Origin of the sequence: Krasilnikovia sp. MM14-A1259 (genome assembly GCF_047159535.1) — a bacterium.
In the GTDB taxonomy this organism is placed as follows: Bacteria; Actinomycetota; Actinomycetes; order Mycobacteriales; family Micromonosporaceae; genus Actinoplanes.
On sequence record NZ_BAAGAJ010000002.1, the window covers coordinates 2,689,782 to 2,707,287 of the forward strand.

The 17,506-nt window shown below is 73.4% G+C and carries 17 protein-coding genes; 4 read left to right on the forward strand and 13 right to left on the reverse strand.

Going from position 1 to position 17,506, the window contains the following annotated elements:
• Positions 1-52: 52 nt before the first annotated feature.
• Together ACMCNK_RS11880 and ACMCNK_RS11885 are read left to right on the forward strand one after the other, a co-directional pair.
• The gene (locus ACMCNK_RS11880; protein WP_412736454.1) at positions 53-829 is read left to right on the forward strand and encodes an MBL fold metallo-hydrolase; all 777 of its coding nucleotides are present in this window, start codon (positions 53-55) and stop codon (positions 827-829) included.
• Positions 826-1,425, forward strand: coding sequence for a DedA family protein (locus ACMCNK_RS11885; protein ID WP_412736455.1), 600 nt, complete (start codon positions 826-828; stop codon positions 1,423-1,425). Before ACMCNK_RS11880 ends, ACMCNK_RS11885 begins: the two co-directional genes overlap by 4 nt.
• On the opposite strand, the gene ACMCNK_RS11890 is transcribed toward ACMCNK_RS11885, so the two are convergent.
• Complete coding sequence (locus ACMCNK_RS11890; protein WP_412736456.1) at positions 1,415-2,122, reverse strand: serine hydrolase; 708 nt, start codon at positions 2,120-2,122, stop codon at positions 1,415-1,417. The two genes, ACMCNK_RS11885 and ACMCNK_RS11890, sit on opposite strands and share 11 nt — an antisense overlap.
• A 336-nt stretch (positions 2,123-2,458) precedes the next feature.
• Between ACMCNK_RS11890 and ACMCNK_RS11895 the strand changes: the two genes are divergently transcribed.
• On the forward strand, positions 2,459-2,806 hold the full coding sequence (locus ACMCNK_RS11895) for a hypothetical protein (protein ID WP_412736457.1): 348 nt from the start codon (positions 2,459-2,461) through the stop codon (positions 2,804-2,806).
• On the opposite strand, the gene ACMCNK_RS11900 is transcribed toward ACMCNK_RS11895, so the two are convergent.
• The 4 genes from ACMCNK_RS11900 to ACMCNK_RS11915 all read right to left on the reverse strand — a co-directional run bounded on the left by ACMCNK_RS11900 (position 2,792) and on the right by ACMCNK_RS11915 (position 7,417).
• Complete coding sequence (locus tag ACMCNK_RS11900) at positions 2,792-3,985, reverse strand: cytochrome P450 (RefSeq protein ID WP_412736458.1); 1,194 nt, start codon at positions 3,983-3,985, stop codon at positions 2,792-2,794. The genes ACMCNK_RS11895 and ACMCNK_RS11900 overlap by 15 nt on opposite strands.
• A 100-nt stretch (positions 3,986-4,085) precedes the next feature.
• Positions 4,086-5,126 carry a S1 family peptidase gene (locus tag ACMCNK_RS11905; protein WP_412736459.1) on the reverse strand — a complete coding sequence of 347 codons (1,041 nt, stop codon included), beginning with the start codon at positions 5,124-5,126 and terminating at the stop codon, positions 4,086-4,088.
• Between the two features lie 208 nt (positions 5,127-5,334).
• Positions 5,335-6,750, reverse strand: a complete 1,416-nt coding sequence (locus ACMCNK_RS11910; RefSeq protein ID WP_412736460.1) for an FAD/NAD(P)-binding protein — start codon at positions 6,748-6,750, stop codon at positions 5,335-5,337.
• Positions 6,751-6,832: 82 nt separating this feature from the next.
• Positions 6,833-7,417, reverse strand: coding sequence for a winged helix-turn-helix domain-containing protein (locus ACMCNK_RS11915; RefSeq protein ID WP_412736461.1), 585 nt, complete (start codon positions 7,415-7,417; stop codon positions 6,833-6,835).
• A gap of 560 nt (positions 7,418-7,977) precedes the next feature.
• On the opposite strand from ACMCNK_RS11915, the gene ACMCNK_RS11920 reads away from it, so the two are divergent.
• Entirely contained in the window at positions 7,978-8,607 is a 630-nt protein-coding gene (locus ACMCNK_RS11920; RefSeq protein WP_412736462.1) for a LysE family translocator, read from the forward strand.
• Between the two features lie 125 nt (positions 8,608-8,732).
• Here the strand turns inward: ACMCNK_RS11920 and ACMCNK_RS11925 are convergent, their stop codons facing one another.
• The 8 genes from ACMCNK_RS11925 to ACMCNK_RS11960 all read right to left on the reverse strand — a co-directional run bounded on the left by ACMCNK_RS11925 (position 8,733) and on the right by ACMCNK_RS11960 (position 17,388).
• A complete protein-coding gene (locus ACMCNK_RS11925) occupies positions 8,733-9,362 on the reverse strand; it encodes a response regulator transcription factor (RefSeq protein WP_412736463.1) in 630 nt (209 codons plus the stop codon).
• Complete coding sequence (locus ACMCNK_RS11930; RefSeq protein ID WP_412736464.1) at positions 9,359-10,531, reverse strand: sensor histidine kinase; 1,173 nt, start codon at positions 10,529-10,531, stop codon at positions 9,359-9,361. Before ACMCNK_RS11930 ends, ACMCNK_RS11925 begins: the two co-directional genes overlap by 4 nt.
• A 5-nt stretch (positions 10,532-10,536) precedes the next feature.
• Positions 10,537-10,983, reverse strand: coding sequence for an ABA4-like family protein (locus ACMCNK_RS11935; RefSeq protein ID WP_412736465.1), 447 nt, complete (start codon positions 10,981-10,983; stop codon positions 10,537-10,539).
• A complete protein-coding gene (locus ACMCNK_RS11940; RefSeq protein ID WP_412736466.1) occupies positions 10,980-11,930 on the reverse strand; it encodes a hypothetical protein in 951 nt (316 codons plus the stop codon). Before ACMCNK_RS11940 ends, ACMCNK_RS11935 begins: the two co-directional genes overlap by 4 nt.
• Before the next feature lie 139 nt (positions 11,931-12,069).
• Positions 12,070-13,410: an FAD-dependent oxidoreductase gene (locus ACMCNK_RS11945; RefSeq protein WP_412736467.1), complete on the reverse strand. Its 1,341-nt coding sequence runs from the start codon at positions 13,408-13,410 to the stop codon at positions 12,070-12,072.
• Positions 13,411-13,533: 123 nt separating this feature from the next.
• Entirely contained in the window at positions 13,534-14,433 is a 900-nt protein-coding gene (locus ACMCNK_RS11950) for a GlxA family transcriptional regulator (protein WP_412736468.1), read from the reverse strand.
• Between the two features lie 19 nt (positions 14,434-14,452).
• Positions 14,453-15,043, reverse strand: coding sequence for a hypothetical protein (locus ACMCNK_RS11955; protein WP_412736469.1), 591 nt, complete (start codon positions 15,041-15,043; stop codon positions 14,453-14,455).
• An 80-nt stretch (positions 15,044-15,123) separates the two neighbouring features.
• Entirely contained in the window at positions 15,124-17,388 is a 2,265-nt protein-coding gene (locus ACMCNK_RS11960; protein WP_412736470.1) for a putative bifunctional diguanylate cyclase/phosphodiesterase, read from the reverse strand.
• Positions 17,389-17,506: the final 118 nt, after the last annotated feature.

Sequence of the window (17,506 nt, forward strand, 5' to 3'; positions counted from 1 at the left end):
GCGACTCGGACGGTGCGGGACGTCCGGGCGTCCTGTCACGTACGGTGTCCTCGTGGGTGCTACGAGCGTCACCTGGTGGGGCCACAGCACGATGTGGCTGACCGACTCGGGGGTCGCGCTGCTCACCGACCCGGTGCTGACCGACCGGCTGGCCCACCTGCGCCGGCTGACCGGGCCGACGCCGCGGCTGGCGCACGCCCCCGACGCGGTGCTGCTGTCGCACCTGCACGCGGATCACTTCCATCTGCCGTCGCTGCGCGCGGTGCCCGGCGATCCGCTGCTGGTGCTGCCGCGCGGCGCCACCGAACTGATCGCCCGCGGCCTGGGCAGCCGGTACGCGAACCGTTGCATCGAGCTGCTGCCCGGCGAGCAGACCACGGTGCGCGGGGTGACCGTCCGCGCGGTCCGGGCCGCCCACGACGGCGGCCGGGCGCCCTGGTCGCGGCACCGGGCGATCGCGCTGGGTTTCGTCGTCGAGGGCGCCGCCCGCACCTGGTACGCGGGCGACACGACGCTGTTCGACGGGATGACCGCGTTCGGGCCGCTGGATCTGGCGCTGGTCCCGGTCGGCGGCTGGGGCCCCACGCTCGACCCGCACAAGCATCTGAACGCCTCGACGGGCGCGGACGCGCTGCGGCTGGTCCAGGCGGCGTGGGCGGTGCCGGTGCACTACGGCACGTTCTGGCCGGTCGGGCTGAGCCGGGTCCGCAAGCACATGTTCCACGAGCCTGGCGACGCGTTCGCCCGGCACGCGGCGCACAAATGCCCGGACACCCGGGTCCGGGTCCTGGCCCACGGCGAGACGCTGACGATCGGCCCGGGCGCGTGATCGGCACCCTGTCCACCCTGAGCTGGCTGTTCCTGGTCGTGTCGTTCGGTGCGATCGTGCCCGTGGTGCCCACCGGAGCGGCGGTCAGCGGAGCGGCGGTGCTGGCGATGCACACCCACCCGCTCACGGTCGTCCTGGTGGTCGCGGTGGGCGCGGCCGGGGCGTACGCGGGCGACCTGGTCATGTATGCGATGTGCCGGGCCGGCGGCGAGCAGCTGGCCCGGCGGCTGCGCTGGCTGCGCGACCAGGACCGGCTGTCCCCGGTGAAGGACCGCCTGCAACGCAGTCAGGTGCCGGTCCTGCTGGTGTCCCGGCTGGTCCCCGGCGGCCGGGTGCCGGTGCTGCTGGCGGCGGCCGTGCTGGGGCTGAGCTGGCGCACGTTCGTGGTGGCGAACGCCCCGGCCTGCCTGCTGTGGGCCGTGCTGTACGCGGGGATCGGCGTGGCGGGCGGCTCGATCTTCCCGGAGCCGTGGCAGGGACTGCTCGCCGCGATCTTCCTGGTGCTGCTGGTCTCCCAGACGGTGAGCCTGGTCAACCGGCGCCGGGCCGCCCGGGACCCCACGGATGCCTCGAGCGCGGACGCTCCTAGTACCTGAGGTGCAGCCGGGTCAGTTTGGCGATCTTCTCGACCACCTTGATGCCCGCGGGCATGCTGCCGTGCCCGTGGGACAGCACCGCGACGGAGACGTCGGTGTCGGCGTCCGTGACCCGGCCGACCGTGTTGATGATCCACCGGTTGCCCTCGGTCGATCGGGGCAGCCAGCCGTTCTTCACGGTCGGGATCTCGCCGGCCCGGGCCACGACCGGCACGCCCCAGTCCTGGTCCGGCTGGACCGTGCTCATCAGGTCGAACGCGAGCTTGCGCGAGCGGGCGTCCAGCGGGCCCTTCTTGTCGACCAGCTTGCCCAGCAGCTTGACCTGGTCGTCGACCGTGGTCCGGGTCAGGCCCCAGGAGCCGCTCACCCTGGTCTGCGTGAGCCCGAGCCGCTTGTTGCAGGCGCCGATCGCGCCGGCCTGGCCCAGGTGGTTGAACAGCGCGGTGGTGGCGTCGTTGTCGCTGGCCCGGATCATCCGCTTGGCCAGGGACAGTTCGCTGGCGGTGAGCGCACGGTCGGCGTCCTGCGCGGTGAGCAGCAGGCACGCCAGAACCTGCACCTTCACCACGCTCGCGGTCTCGTACCGCTCGCTGCCGCGGAACGCGTACCGCTGGCCGGTCCTGCGGTCGAGCACCGCGACGGAGAACTCAGGCACGGTCGCGGCGTACTTCGTCAGGGCCACGGTGAGCGCCTTCACCCGGCGCGCGTGCTCCTGCCGGGCCAGCTCCTCGGGGCTCGGACCGGCCGGAGTGGCCTCGGGCTCTGAACTTGGAGTGACCGGCGTATCACCGAAAGTGCCGGCAACCGGCAAGACTTTTCCCACACCACCCTGCCGCATGCCGAGGCCGATCAAACCGGCACCTCCGAGAATTACCACCGCCGCCACAGCGGAAACCCAGATACGTCGCACCCCTGCATATTGCCGTGTCCACAGCCCTCCTGGCCTGCCCTAACGGCCGCGGCGGGAAAATCGGCCCAAACTTTCGACCGTCGGCACGGACAGCATCACTCTAGGTACGCGCACAATGAGCCCATGGCCCTCGCCCTCCCGACGCCCGGCGTCCTTGCCGACCTCGCCCGCGCCGCAGCCGGACAGGTGATCGAGTCGGCCGCGTCCCTCGCGACCGTGCCCGTCCGCGTGCTCGGCCTGCTCGGGCAGAGTGAGCTGCTGATGAGCCGGCTCACCCTGCTCGCGGAGCGCAGCGAGGCACTGATCGAACGAATGGGGGAAGTGGTCACCGACGCGGAGAAGGCGATCGGCGCGACAAAGGCCGTGATCGCGAACGCGGCGCTCGCCGCGGCGGACGCCCGGGCCGCCGCCGAGGACGCGCGCCGCCTGGTCGCCAGCAACGGCCGCCCGGCCCGGTCAGCCGACCTGTAGGCGCAGGCCGACCAGCTCGTACGACGCGATCTCGGGCCGGATACGGACCGTGGGCGGCCGTACCATCCGCAGCCCCGGCAGGGCGAACAGCCGGACCAGGAACGTGTCGGTCTCCTGGATCGCGATGTACGCGCCGGGGCAGCGGTGCGGGCCGTCGCCGAACGCCAGCCCCGCGTTGCCCACCCCGTCGGGCAGCGGGCGGCCGGGGCAGATCGCGCCGGGCTGCGGGCCGACCGCGGCGGCGTCGAGGTTCGCGGCGGCCACCCCGATGTCCACCCGGACCCCCGCCGGGATGGTCACCGGCCCGTGCGCGCTGGGCAGCTCCAGTTCGGCCGTGGTGGTCCGGTACAGGTCGCTGACCACCGGCTCCAGGCGCAGGATCTCGTGCAGGATGCCCACCCGCTGCGGCTCGTCGCCCTCGGCGTACGCCCGGCGCAGGTCCTCGTCGGTGAGCAGGTGCCACGCGGCGAGCGTGATGAACTCGCGGGTCGTCACCATCCCGGCGGCGGCGAACGTGACGCACTCGCCGAGGATCTCGCTCGCGGAGCACCCCTCGCCGAGCAGGTGGGAGATCAGGTCGTCGCGGCCCGCGGCGCGCCGAGCCACGATCGAGGGACGTACGTCGAGCCAGTAGAACAGGCCGAGGTTGACGTTGCCGCGCACCTGATGCAGCACGGCGCCGGGATTGCGCCAGCCCGGTGTGCCGCCCTGCTCGGCGAAGAACCGCTCCAGCCGCCCGGCCATCCCCGCGCCGCCCTCGGTGAGCCCGATGACCTCGGCCGCCACTGCCACGGCCAGGCGGAACGACAACTGCGACAGGTCCACCTCACCGCGGCGGCGCAACTCGTCGCACTGCTGCTCGGCCAGCCGTTCCATCAGCCCCCGGTACGCGGTGTCCACCCGCTTGGGGGTGAAGTACTTCGCGGTCTGGCGGCGGTGCTCCCGGTGCTCGGCGCCGTCGCGGTACAGCACCGGCAGGCGCATCCGGCCTTCCAGCTTGCGGGCGTTCTCGATGTTGAACCCGGCCTGCCGGGTGTCGGTGCTGCGCAGCAGCGCCCGCGCGGTCACGAAGTCCTGCACCTGCCAGACCGCGTCGGCGCCGGCGTGCGCCGGGCAGCCGGGGGGCGGCCCGCCGCGGGCCACCTTGCGGGTCGACTCGACCGGGGTCTCGGCGGTCATGCGGCGGCTCCTTGTCCGGCGGGTTCCGTCGACTGTGGTTGCTGGTGCACGGTACACGCGCAGAGGGGGTCCCGCCGCTTGGCGGGACCCCCTCTGCGGATCAGTAGACGCTCACCCCGTACGCGCTCAGCGGCTCGACGACCGGCTGGAAGAACGTGGTGCCGCCGGAGGAGCAGTTGCCGCTGCCGCCCGAGGTGAGGCCCAGGGCGGTGGTGCCGGCGTACAGGGAGCCGCCGCTGTCTCCCGGCTCGGCGCACACCGTCGTACGGATGAGACCGGTGACGGTGCCCTGCGAGTAGTTCACCGTGGCGTTGAGCGCGGTGACCTGGCCGGAGTGGATGCCGGTGGTGCTGCCCCGGCGGTACACGGTCGAGCCCACCGCCGGGGTGCCGGCCGACGTGATGTCCTGCGAGCCGACCGCCCCGGGGTGGGCGACGTTGCCGTTGGTGTACGCGACGATGCCGTAGTCGTTGCCGGGGAAGCTGGTGCCAGCCCGGGTGCCCAGCGTGGTCGAGCCGTCCGTCCAGGTCGCGCCGATGTTGGTGCAGTGCCCGGCGGTGAGGAAGTAGTACGTGCTTCCGCTGCGGACGTTGAAGCCGAGCGAGCAGCGGGCCCCGCCGGTGTAGATGGCGTCGCCGCCCGCGACGGTGGTGCTCAGCGTGCCGGGCAGCCGTTCCAGGCGGGCCCGGTCGCCGAGCTTCGCGACGATCGCCCGGACCGCGGCGAGCCGGGCGCCGGTGACCGTGGCGTCGGCACTGACCACGATCTGGTTGCCGACCGGGTCGACCGCGTACGCGGTGCCGGGGGTGGTGAGCGTCGACCGCAGGGTGGCGCCGGCCGCCGCCAGGGTGGCGCCGCTGTGGCGGACGTACCGGGGGGTCGCGCCGGACGCCCGGACCTGTGCGGCCGTGGCGGCGTCGGTGACGTCGACGACCAGTGCACCGTCCTCGTCCACGTAGGATCCGGCGGCGCGCTCGCCGAACCGCGCGTCGAGGGTGCCGGCGAGCGCGGACACCGCGAAGGACGGGTCGGTGGCGGGCGGAGCGGCCGAAGCCGGCGACGGCGCGATCAGCGCGCCGCCCACGAGTGCGGCGACGGCCAGGCCGACGATCGGCCGGCCCGGCTTGGTGGGGATACGCATGGCTTTCCTCCCAGGGGGGTGAGAGAGTGGCGCCGGTTTTCGGGGATGGTGGCGCCCTGCCCGCAGTATCGAGACATCTCGATGTCGAGATCAATACCGCCGCACCCTGCGGCAATCCTGCCTCGACACCCGCCAAACCGGCCGTGACCTGCGCAGACGTCGCGTCATAACGCCGGGCTATCACTCGTTCGGGATGCCGTCGCGCAGGTCAGGCCGCCTCCGGCAGGGCCGCGGCGACCGCCAGGTCCCTCGCCAGCGCACGCGCCTGGGCGCGGATCTCGGGCACCGCGGTCGTCTCCCACTGCGCGCCGCGACGCAGCGGGCCGAGCAGCCACAGCCGCGGATGCACCGTACCGTCGCGGGCCACGACCCGGCCGGCCGCGTCGACGTCCAGTCCCAGCCCGTGCGGCCCGACCCGGGCGAAGCCCGCCCTGAGCAGCGCCCCGACCAGCGGGCCCGCGGCAGCGGGCAGCCGGCCGGGCCCGGCACAGTTGACGACGGCCGCGAACCGGCGCACCCGCACATCCGCGCCGGCCATGATGCCGCCGCCAGGCGCCGGGGCCGCGCGCGCGGGCGTGGGCATCAGCTCCGCGGGCGTGGCAATCAGGCTCGCGTCGAGGGCGCCGCCAGGGGCCGGGGCCAGGCCGTCGAGGCCGCCGGCCCGGATCTCCAGGGCACCGGCCGCGCGCAGGGCGGCGATCCGTTCGGCGACGGGCGGCGGCATCCGGTGCCGGTGGCATTCCCACGGCCGGGCCAGATGGCGCAGGAACGCGTCCTGCTCGCCGGGGGTGAGGGCGGACCACAAGCGATCCAGATGTGGGCGCACGCCGTCCACCACGGCCCGCCACTCCCCCGCCTGCCCGGCGCAGGCGCGCACGGCCCGTACCACGTCGCGCAGCGTGCGGCACCCGGCAAGGGCCGGAACGGCGGGCGGGGTGGCGTGCGCGGTGTGGTTGAGCGGGAGCTGCCCGCGGCGGCTCACGGCGACCAGCGGCCGGTCGCCGCCGTCGGCGGTGAGGGTCAGCGCCACGTCGACCGCGGTCAGCCCGGTGCCGATGAGCAGGACCGGCGCCCCGCGGGGGATCGCCGCCAGCGCGCCGCGGCGCCACGGATCGGACACGTACGCCGGATGGGCCGCGAGCCGCACGGGCAGGCCCGGCGGGCGGGTTCCGGCGGGGCCACCGACGGCGAGCACGACATGGTCGGCGAACACGATCGCGCCGTCGGCGAGGCAGACGGCCACGCCGGTGCTGCCGGGATACAGCGACCGCACGGGGGCCCGCCGCACGGCGAGCCGGCCGGGGTGGGCAGCGACCGCCGCGTCGAGCGCGTCGCGCAGGTAGCGGCCGTACTCGCGGCGGCCCAGGAACGCGTCGGGGTCGGCGTCGAGGCCGCGGCGGCGCGCCCAGCCGACGAAGTGGTCCGGGTCGTCGGGGTCGGCGCTCATCGCTCCGGCTCGCGAGTTGAGCAGGTGCCACGGCTGCGCCGCGCCGTACGCGATCCCGCCGCCCAGCTCCCCCGGCTCGCTGAGCACCACGTTGTCGTCACCCGAGCGCAGCACCTCGCGTGCGGCCAGCACGCCGGCACACCCGCCACCGATCACGACCACGGTCCGCCGCCCCATTGCGCCTCCCATGTCCACCGAACTCGCCATTCCCTAGTAATACGATAGGGAATGCGGGTTGGTGACGCCAGAGGCGCGCGGCTCACTCGGCCGCGATCACCTGCACCCGCGCCTCGTCGGCCAGGCGGTACCCCACGCCGTACACCGTGGTGATCAGGTCGGCGTCGCCAAGCTTCGTACGCAGGCGGCTGACGTGCACGTCCACGGTGCGCGCCGTGGTGTGCGTGTGCCCCCAGACCTGCGCGAGCAACTGGCTGCGGCTGAACACCTGCTGCGGGTTGCGGGCGAAGAACAGCAGCAGGTCGTACTCCAGCCGGCTCAGCTCCAGCGGCGCGCCGTCCCGGCTCACCGCCCGCGGTCGGGGGTCGAGCCGCAGGACGCCGGACCGTGGGCGCGTCGGGAGACCGACCGGCGCCACGGGAACCGGCTCCGCGGCGTCCACGACGACATCGGCGCGCGGCCCGGCCGCCGCGACGAGATCATGCAGGGCCGCCAGAACCCGCTCCCCCTCGGGCGAGCCCCCGACTCCGATGGTGACGGTGACCGTGACGGACCCGGCGCTGTCCGGCAACGGCCGGAGCCGGGCTGGTCGCCGCCGCCCGAGTCGCCCGCGCGAGGGCACGGGCCGGGCGGAGCCGTGGAGATCGGCGACTGCGAGAACGGACATGGTCTTTCCTCCGGGTGCTCTGGCCGCCGGCCGGATCTCGACGACGGCAACAAATTCTTATCCCATGTGCGGGATAGGGTTACGGGGCGCATTGCGGTGGAGAGGATGGCTCGACCGGGGTGAGGTCACCGGGAGTTCAGCGACCGGAGCAACACCGCGCGCTTGCGCATCGCAGCAGGTCGATGGCGAGGCGGGCCGTGAGTTGACGCTCGTGCAGCCGCATACCGTTCATCGTTGTCAGGGCGGCTTGGGAGGTCAAAGATAATCCAGCATGCGGGAATTCGGCATCGGAAATAGCCCGCACTGTCACCGGAATGGGTGACGCAGGGCACTGGGAATGCATTTCCTCAGACCACAAAGGACCTCGCGAAAGCCGGGACGCTGACACGGCTGCCGGAGATGGGACCGGAGCCGGGCCAACGAACGACATGACCATCACTGTCGCCGACACCCCGCCGCCATGTCAACTGTATCCCATAGGTTTACTAGGATATGAGATCAAGCCACCGGTCCCACATTGGCACTCCCCCGGCAGCTCCCGAGCGGCCACGCTGGAACGCATGGTCACTTCGCTGCTCGGGGTCGCAGCCGTCGCGCTCGGAATGGTGCTCACCCCCGGACCGAACATGATGTACCTGGTGTCGCGCAGCATCACCCAGGGACGGCGGGCCGGAATCATCTCCCTGGGCGGCGTCGCGATCGGGTTCCTGGTCTACCTGACCGCGGCGAACCTCGGCCTCGCGGTGATCTTCGTGCACGTCCCGGAGGCGTACGCCGCGGTCAAGCTGGCCGGGGCCGCTTACCTCGGGTGGCTGGCGGTGCAGAGCCTGCGTGGTGCCTCGGTGTTCGAGACCCGGGAGCTGCCGGTCGACTCACCGCGGCGGCTGTTCACCATGGGGCTGCTGACCAACCTGCTCAACCCCAAGGCGGCGATCCTCTACCTCTCGCTCATCCCGCAGTTCGTGCACCCGGCGCACGGTTCCGTCGTGCTGCAGGGGTTCCTGCTCGGCGGCGTACAGATCGTCGTGAGCCTCACCGTGAACCTGCTCATCGTGTCGGCGGCCGGGACCATCGCGGTCTTCCTCGCCCGCCGGCCGGGCTGGCTGCGGGCGCAGCGCTGGTTCATGAGCACGGTGCTGGGCGGCCTCGCGGTACGCCTCGCCACCGAGCGGGCGCCCGCGCACCCCTGAGACATCGGCGCATCCACCGGAAACCGCCCACGCGGCTGGTCCCCACGCGATAGCTTGTACGCAGCAGGGCCGGGATCCCGCCGCCACGGGGTCCCGGCCTTCTGCACACCCGCGTGCATCAGTGCTCACGAGACACCGCGGCCGAACAGCGCCAATCGGACCCGGTTCGGGCTCTCCGTCTTGGTCATCAGGCTCGTGATGTGGGTCTTCACCGTCGTCACGCCGATGTGCAGACGGTCCGCGATCTCGACGTTGGACAGGCCCTCGGCCACCAGATCCAGCACCTCGCGTTCCCGGCCGGTCAGCCCGGGCGCCGGGCGCGGCTGCTCCACCCGGGCGTCCACGGCCCGCCGCACCAGCCGCTGCAGCACCGGCTGGCTGAACGGACTGCCCCCGGCCGCCGCCCGGCGGATCCCGTCGAGCAGCTCGGCCGGCGGAGCGTCCTTGAGCAGGAACCCGCACGCCCCGGCGGTCAGGGCCGGGTAGAGATGGTCGTCGTCGCCGAACGTGGTGAGCACGAGAATCCGCGCCCCCGGCCGCTCGGCGAGGATCCGGGCGGTGGCGGTGATGCCGTCGACCCCGGGCATCCGCAGGTCCATCACGACCACGTCCGGAGCGAGCCGGCTCGCGAGCGCGATCGCGTCGCGGCCGTTGTCCGCCTCCCCGACCACCCCGAGGTCGTCCTCCGCATCGCAGAGCATCCGCAGACCCGCCCGGATCAGCGGCTGGTCGTCGACCAGCAGGACGCGGATCACGCCGGACCCGCGGCCGGCAGCGTGGTGTGCACGCGCCAGCCACCCTCGGCCGGCCCGGCACTCAGCCGCCCGCCGAGCACCTCGACCCGTTCCCGCATCCCGGTCAGGCCGTGCCCCCCGGACGGCACCGCGGCCGGTGGCGTGCCGCCACCGTCGTCGCGCACCTCCCACTCCAGGTCACCGTCACGCACCGCGACCCGCAACCGGGCGTGGGCGGACGCACCCGCATGCTTGGCCACGTTGGTCAGTGCCTCCTGGGTGAGCCGCAGCACCGCCAGCCCGCGTACGGCGTCGACCGCGCCCACGGCCGGGTCGATCTCGGCGTCCACGGTCAGTCCCGCGCGGGCCGCCGTGTCCACCGCCGCCTGCAGCGCTGCCGGCAACGCCGCCGGTTCGATCGCGGTCAGTGCCGCGTCGGTGCCGGCGGCGTCCGGGTCGCGCAGCACCGCGACCAGTCCGCGCAGGTCCGCCAGCGCCGCCGTCCCCGTACGGTGCACGTCGTCGAAGACCTCCGCCACCCGCGGGTCCGGGTCGGGCAGCACGTGCCGGGCGACGCCGACCCGCAGCACCATCGAGGCCACGTGGTGGGCCACCACGTCGTGCAGCTCGCGGGCGATCGCGCCGCGTTCCGCCGCACGCGCGGCCCGTTGGTCGGACTCGTGACGCCGCTGCTGCTCGGCGGCGCGTTGCTCGGCCTGCCGGGCCAGCTCCCGGCTGGTCCGGATCACCAGGCCGAACAGGACCGGCATGCCCACCGCGACGACCAGCCGCAGCGCCCACGGCGGCACCGCGGACAGCGGCGCGCCGGCGAGCCCGGTCGCAGACACGGCAACCAGCAGCGCGGCCCCCGCCCCGATCATCCAGGTGGCACGCGCGGCCATCGTGACCTCGAGCAGCGCCCAGCTCGCGCCGACCTGATTGATCGTCACGTCCTCGATCACCCGCGACGCCACCAGCAGCAGGGCGGTCTGCACCAGCAGATTCGCCACCGGGCGGCGGTGCAGCAGCAGCGCCGCGGCGAACGCGATCACCGCGAGCAGCCACTGCAGCGGGGTCGGCTCCGGCCCGGCGTGCGGGCCGAAGACCAGGTACAACAGCCCGCTGAGGTCGAGCAGCAGGATGCGCACGCGCGTGTCGCGCTCGTCGAACAGCCGGCTCACCCATCCCACGGCGATCAGCCTAGGCGTCGCGCAGCAGTCGCCGCGGGCCGCGGCCACCGGGCCCGCACCACCAGGTACGTCCCCAGGCCCAGCGGGCCCAGCAGGATCGTCAGCACCAGCACGGACGACACCACGAGTGCGGGGATGCCCCGTTCCCGGGCATCCAGCCAGGCCCACCGGCCGACGAACAGGTCGAATCCGATCATGTGGGCCCAGGCCGCCGCCGCACCGCGGTCGGTGCCGAGCAGATCCCGTACCGAATCCAGGGTGGGCGAGGCGACCGCGGGTAGCACGGTGCCGAGCGCGGGCAGTACCAGCACCGCGTAGATGACCACGACCGGCAGCACGATCAGCGGCGAGCCGATCACCCGCGCGGTCCACGACCACCGCGGCGCCAGAATCATCAGCGCCCAGAACGGCGCCGCGACCGCGAACGTCAGCGTGAACAGCGAACCGGTCATGCCGTACCTCCCAGGTGTGCACGCGGCGCGGCAGCGCGTGCCGCGCTGCCCGCCCGGACGACGCCCGTCGCGGCGGCCACGGTCATCACCGCCAGGACGCCGAACGCCGCCACGGTCAGCGCGTCCGGGCGCAACAACGGCTGGCCGCGCAGCGCCTGCCAGGTCAGCAGGACGGTCAGGGCACCGTACGCGGCACCGGCGACGAGCATCAGCCGAGCTCGCACGGCCGAATCCAGACGGCTCGCGAACCGGCCGAGCAGCAGCGCCAGCAGCGGCATGACCTGCAACGCGTGCAACCCCACGAAGTGGCCGATACGCAGGTCGCCGCCGACCGTGCTCCAGCCCACCAGCGGCAGCCCCGGACCGCCATCGGGCACGCCGACGCTGTGCGCACCGGCGATGCCGGGCGTGCCCGGCGCCGCGGACGGCAGCACCATCGGAATCGCGGCGGCCAGGCCCAGCAACGACAGGCCGAGGCCGAGGCGGATCCCGTACGTGGCCACGCGGTCGCCCAGCGGGCGGCGGGCCAGCACCACGGTGACCACGAACTGGGCGGCGAACAGGACCATGATCGCCGTACCCATGGCCTGCCACAACGCCGCGTTGAGCGGCGTCGTCTGGTTGTAGTGGCTGGTCTGGCCGCGGACGACCTGGCCGATGATGACGACCATCTCGATCGCCGCCATGGCCACGATCACGGTGGCGGCGCGTTCGGCGAGGCGGCTGCGACGCGGCAGCAGGGACAGCATCCACGCCAGGGTGAGGCTGTACGCCCCGAACGACACCGCGAACTTGAACGGCTTGAGCCAGATCGGTACGCCCGTGAGCACCCGCGGGTCCGCCACGATGCCGATCACGGCGACCACCGCGGCGATCCCCATGAGCCCGGCGAAGACCACCAGGGGCCGGTGCGCGCGGGTGGCCCGGCGCCATGCGAGAGATGTCATGCCATCGATGCTCGCGGCTGCGCCGAGCCGTTTCGTCCGCCCCGCAGCCGTATCCGCGACCACTGGTCGGAGCCGGCTCTCCTACCGCGGTAGGAGACGAAACCGGGCGCTGCCGCAGCGCGTCGAGCCCGGACGGCCCTCAGCGTGCCGGTGTGGCGGCCAGCGGGGTGATCAGCTCCACCAGGTCGTCGCGCGTCGGGCCCGGCGGCACGAGCGGCCGCCACCCGCCGGCATAGATCTCCCGGGCCCGCGGCTCCGCCTCGGCCAGCGACGACGGCAGCGCCTGCATACCCAGGTACGGCCCGACAACGCTCATGAGCTGCGGATCCGCCTGGGCGGCCGCGACGATGTGCCCGGAACCCAGCGGCCGGCTCAGGTCGATGTCCTCGCCCGCCCACATCCGCATCTCGTCCGCGTCCACCGACAGGTGGTCGAGGAACCACGGCCGGATCCGGGCGGTGCACCACGCGTCGAAGTGGACGGTCGCCGCCTCGACGTCCGTGCCATGCTCGGTGATCAGCTGCACCACCTGTTGGGCCTGCATGAGGCTGGTGGCCATGCCGCGCCCCGCGGTCGGGTTCGTGGTGCAGACCGCGTCGCCCAGGTGCAGCAGGCCCGGCAGCCCCACCCGCCCGTCCAGGTCGAGCTGACCACGGTACGTGTTGTGCAGGCGCCCGCCGGGCAGCACCGGGGTGATCGGCCGGGTGCGCTCGGCCGACGTCCACGCGTCCAGACCGGGAATGACCTGGACCGCGACGTCGAACGCGGCGGTGTCCCGCAGCCGCGCCAGCGCCCGATCCGTGCTGGGCCGCGCGATCAGCACGGAGACCGTGCGGTTGTCGTGCAGGAACACCCCGGCCAGGTAGCCGCGGAACCGGATCATCAGGCCGATCGGGCCGTTCACCGGGCCGGGCTCGGCCCCGGGCAACAGCTCGTACTGCCGGGACACGTACGCGAGGCCGCAGTCGGCTCCCGTGCCCGGCGCGCGCAGGTCGTCCGCGAACCGCCCGCTGCGCCCCGTGGCGTTGACGACCAGGTCGGCGGCGAGCTCGCGCCCGTCCGCCCGGACCCCGCCCGCCCGTCCGCGGTCGCGCAGCACCTCGCCGGCGTGGGCGGGCACCAGCGTGACGCCCGGCTCGGCGACCGCCGCGGCGCGCAGCACCCGCTCGAACGTCGACCGGCGGCACTGCATGCCGATCACCATCCCGGGACGCCCGCCCTCGGGCGGCAGGACCGTCAGCCGCGCACCCGCCGCGAGCAGCGCATCGCGGACCTCGGGGAGCTCCGCCTCCAGCGCCTGGACGACCTGCTGGCGCAGCCCGTGGGGATGGTGGAACTGCATGACCCCGCGGCGCTCCCACGAGCCGTCCGCGGCGGGCCCGGCGTCGCGGTCCACGATCGTCGCCCGATGCCCCCGCCGGGCCAGCGCCATGGCGGTGAACAGTCCGGTCGGCCCCGACCCGATGATGGCTGCGTGCATGTCGCCCCCTGATGTTGCGGGCAGCCTATGAGCGCAGCACCGAATACGTCAGTCCGATATCCGTCAGGGAGTGACCATGCCGATACGCTCGGCTGATGGAGATCGGCGGGCCGGTCGCCGCGCTCAGAGGCCGCGGCCGCGCAGGCGGCGCAGCATGCGGGCGTCGCTGAAGCCGACCGTACGGGCGGCGGACTCCACGGTGGCCCCCTGCGAGATCAGGTGCTCGGCGCGTTCCACGCGCAGAAGCTGCTGGTAGCGCAGCGGGGTCTGCCCGATCGCCGCGGTGAACAGCCGGGTCAGGGTGCGCTCGCTGACCCCGGCCGTGGCGGCCAGCTCGGCCAGCGTCAGGGTACGGGTGAACTCGGCGTCGATCCGATCCTGCACCCGGTGCACCGGGTCACTGAGGTGCGCCCGGTGCCGCAGCGTCGCGCCGGCCTGCCCGGTGTGCCGGGCGTACGCCACCAGATGCCCGGCCACCCGCGCGGCGGCGGCCGGGCCGTGCCGGACGGCGACCAGGTGCAGCGCCAGGTCGATGCCGCCGGTGACGCCCGCCGAGGTGACCACCCGGCCGTCCTCGACGTACGGGACGTCACGCACCACCTGCGCGCGCGGGAACCGCCGGGCCAGTTCGTCGCGCACATCGTGGTGGGTGGTGCAGCGCCGCCCGTCGAGCAGCCCGGCCCGGCCCAGCGCGTCGGCGCCCACGCACACGCCCGCGACCACGCCGCCGGCCGCGTGGTGCGCCGCGATCCGGGCCAGGGTCGCGCTGCCCATTCGGCCGGAACGGGCCAGTGTCGCCGCGCGCCAGCCCGGCACGACCACCAGGTCGTCCCGGGTCAACGCGGGCCAGTCCAGTGCGGCGTTCAGGGTGAGCCCCTGCGCGCTGGCCACGTGCGGGGTGTCGGCGACGTACGCCAGGTCGTACCGGTGGCCGAGGTCGGCGGCCGTGCCGAACACCTGCGCGGGACCGGCCAGATCGAGCAGGTGCACCCGCGGCGCCAGGACGAACACCACCCGGCTCACGTTCCGGTCCCCATGCGCGTCAGCCGCCGGGCCGGCTCGCGGTCTCGGGCTTCTCGGGGGCGGGCGGGCGCCACGGCCGCCACAGCAGACCCCGCAGCCCGCCCGGGACGGGGGCGGCGAACGGTTCGGCCACCGGCGGGCCGGCGTCGATGCCCAGCTCCTCCCGCACCGCCACCTCGAACTCGTGCATGAGCAGCGGGACGTGTCCGAGCAGTTCCAGGAACGGCCGGTCGGTCTCGGTGCCGGGTGCCGGGCTCCGGTTGTGCAACTGTTCCAGCACCAGATGTACGGCCAGGGCCGCGCCGCGCGTGGAGGGCGAGGCGATCAGCCGGACCTGCATGAGCGCCGGGCCGACCTCGTCGAAATAGCGGTCCGGGTCCGGCTGTGTGATCCCCGCGGTGAAGCCGGCCCGCAGCCGGTGCACCACCCGCTCGTACGCCGCCATCAGCGCGACGTACGCATCCTTGCGCTCGGCATACCACCGGCGCGACTTGCGCGAACGCGTGCGCAGCCGGTGGTCACGGGCGGTCACGAGCAGCGTCACACCCGCCCCGACCAGGGCGAACACGGCGGCGATGAGGGGCAACCCCCACCACGGGATCTCAGCCACCCGACAACCGTAGCGATGGCCCGGGTGCCGGGTCGTCACCTGCGTTGAGATCGTGACCGCGAGTTCAGCGCAGGCGGGCCTCAGACCGTGGCGGTCGGGCGGATCCAGTCGTCCAGTTCGGTGGGCAGCTTCGCGGCACCGTAGAACCAGCCCTGCGCCAGGTCGCAGCCCTGCGCGCGCAGCCAGTCCCGCTGCACCTCGGTCTCGACACCCTCCGCGACCACCCGCAGGTTCATCGCGTCGGTCATCGCGAGCACCGCGCGGACGATGGGCTCATTGGCGCCGCTCTCCCCGACCTGGGAGACGAACGAGCGGTCCAGCTTGACGATGCCGACGGGCAACCGGTTGAGGTAGCTCAGCGACGAGTAGCCGGTGCCGAAGTCGTCGATGCACAGCACGACGCCGAGCGCCCGCAACGCGTGCAGCGTGGCCAGCGCGGTGTCCAGGTCCTCCATGACGCCGGACTCGGTGATCTCCAGCCAGAGCGCCTGCGCCGGCAGACCGGTCTCGGCCAGCACATCGCGGACGACGTCGACGAGCGCGCCGTCGCGCAACTGGCGTACGGAGACGTTCACGGAAACGTGCAGGGCGCGTGCTTCACCGGGGCGCTCGGCGATCCACCGCGCGAGCTGCGTGGCCGATTCGCGCAGCAGCCAGGCCCCGCTCTCGACGATGAGGCCGGTCTCCTCCGCGATCGGGATGAAGTGCATCGGGGAGACCGCGCCCAGCTCGGGGTGGCGCCACCGCATCAGCGCCTCGAATCCCTCCAGTTCGCCGGTGCCCAGGTCCACGATGGGCTGGAAGTGCACCGACAGCTCGCCGCGTTCCAGCGCACCGCGCAGCGCCTGCTCCAGGTTCATCCGGTCGCGAACCTCGTCGCGCAGCGACGTGTCGAACAGCGCGACCGCGTTGCGCCCGGAGCCCTTGGCCTTGTACATCGCGGTGTCCGCGTCGCGGATGAGTTCCAGCGCGTGCGCGCCACCCAGCGACTTGGCCACGCCGATGGACGCGGAGATGACCACGTCGCCGACACTGAGCCGGAACGGGCGCGCGAACTCGCCGAGCACCCGCTCGGCGAGCGACTCCGCGTACCGGGAGTGCGAAGGGGTGGCCAGCGCGATGACGAACTCGTCGCCGCCGATGCGGCACACCAGGTCGTTCTCGCGGACCTGGGTGCCCAGCCGGCCGGCGACCGCGCAGAGCAGTTCGTCGCCGATCTGGTGTCCCCAGTGGTCGTTGACCATCTTGAAGCGGTCCAGGTCGATGAACAGCAGGCTGATCTCCTGCTGCCCGGCGACGGCCCGGTCGCCCCACTCGGCGATGGTCTCGGCGAGCAGTTCCCGGTTGGGCAGGTCGGTCAGCGCGTCGTGGGTGGCGCGGCGGCGGATGGAGCGCTCGGCGCGGGCCTGGGAGTTGTTGGCCCGTACGACGCGGGCCAGCACACCGACGATGAGCAGCGCGCAGAGCCCGGACCGGACAGCCCCGTCGAGTATGGACCGCGACGGCTCCAGCGTGGTGATCACGGTGGGCACGACGACCACGAGCGCGATCAGGACCGTACGGACCTTGCTCAGGTCCTGGGGGATGATCTGCTGCGGCTGGGTCAGCGTCCGCATCGACGGGTGCAGCGCCGACGCCCCGACCAGCAGGAACACCGCGACGAACAGGGTGTCCACGGTGTGCTGGGAGACGTGGACGAGCAGGCCGTCGCGCAGCGTGAAGACGAAGTCCCCGACGAACATGGCGGTCGAACTGCCGAGCAGCAGCCACAGGGAGGGCTGGCGGGCGCCGCCGGCCAGCGCGAGCTGGGCCACGAGCACGAGCAGGACCACATCGATGACGGGGAAGAACGAGTTCGCCAGCCGCAGGACGTTGACGTCCGCTTCGCCGAGCTGCGGGGAGATCACGTACGTCCAGGTCATGAACGCGCTGGCCAGCCCGACGAGCAGCGCGTCGACCCGGGCCGGGTCGTCCTCGGCGGCGCGGCGGCGGCGCAGCATGCCGGCGAACCCGTACCCCATGATCAGGTACGCGGGGAGCACGAACGCGTCCGGCAGCAGCACCATGGGCCCCGGCGGTGTGGCGGCCGCGCCCGGCACCACGGCGCGCAGCACCATGGCCGCCACGGTCAGCAGCGCGGAGATCAGCAGGAGGCGCCAGGGGCCGCGCTGCTCGGGGGCGGCGTTGCGGCGCAGCCCGTACGTCAGTGCCCAGATGGCCCCCGCGACGCCGACCAGCGTGAGCGGCGCGCGCAGTGCCGGCGGCCCCACGGCGAGCATCGCCAGCACGCCCGCACCCGCGGCGATGAACGCCCACGCCACCACGGCGGAACGGCGCGTCACCACCGGTCGGGGTCCGCCGGGTGGGGGCACGCTGCTGGTCTGCTCAGGGCGCACTGACAGAGAAAGCACGCCCCTACATCGGCGGGCAGGCGGCCGTTATTACACAATTTGCGGCCGCGGG

Excerpts from the sequence above, each read along its gene's own strand:
- ACMCNK_RS11915 (WP_412736461.1), bottom strand. The coding sequence starts at position 7,417 with ATGTCCGTTCTCGCAGTCGCCGATCTCCACGGCTCCGCCCGGCCCGTG.
- ACMCNK_RS11945 (WP_412736467.1), bottom strand. The coding sequence starts at position 13,410 with ATGCACGCAGCCATCATCGGGTCGGGGCCGACCGGACTGTTCACCGCC.
- ACMCNK_RS11920 (WP_412736462.1), top strand. The coding sequence starts at position 7,978 with ATGGTCACTTCGCTGCTCGGGGTCGCAGCCGTCGCGCTCGGAATGGTG.
- ACMCNK_RS11935 (WP_412736465.1), bottom strand. The coding sequence starts at position 10,983 with ATGACCGGTTCGCTGTTCACGCTGACGTTCGCGGTCGCGGCGCCGTTC.
- ACMCNK_RS11900 (WP_412736458.1), bottom strand. The coding sequence starts at position 3,985 with ATGACCGCCGAGACCCCGGTCGAGTCGACCCGCAAGGTGGCCCGCGGC.
- ACMCNK_RS11940 (WP_412736466.1), bottom strand. The coding sequence starts at position 11,930 with ATGACATCTCTCGCATGGCGCCGGGCCACCCGCGCGCACCGGCCCCTG.
- ACMCNK_RS11910 (WP_412736460.1), bottom strand. The coding sequence starts at position 6,750 with ATGGGGCGGCGGACCGTGGTCGTGATCGGTGGCGGGTGTGCCGGCGTG.
- ACMCNK_RS11905 (WP_412736459.1), bottom strand. The coding sequence starts at position 5,126 with ATGCGTATCCCCACCAAGCCGGGCCGGCCGATCGTCGGCCTGGCCGTC.
- ACMCNK_RS11895 (WP_412736457.1), top strand. The coding sequence starts at position 2,459 with ATGGCCCTCGCCCTCCCGACGCCCGGCGTCCTTGCCGACCTCGCCCGC.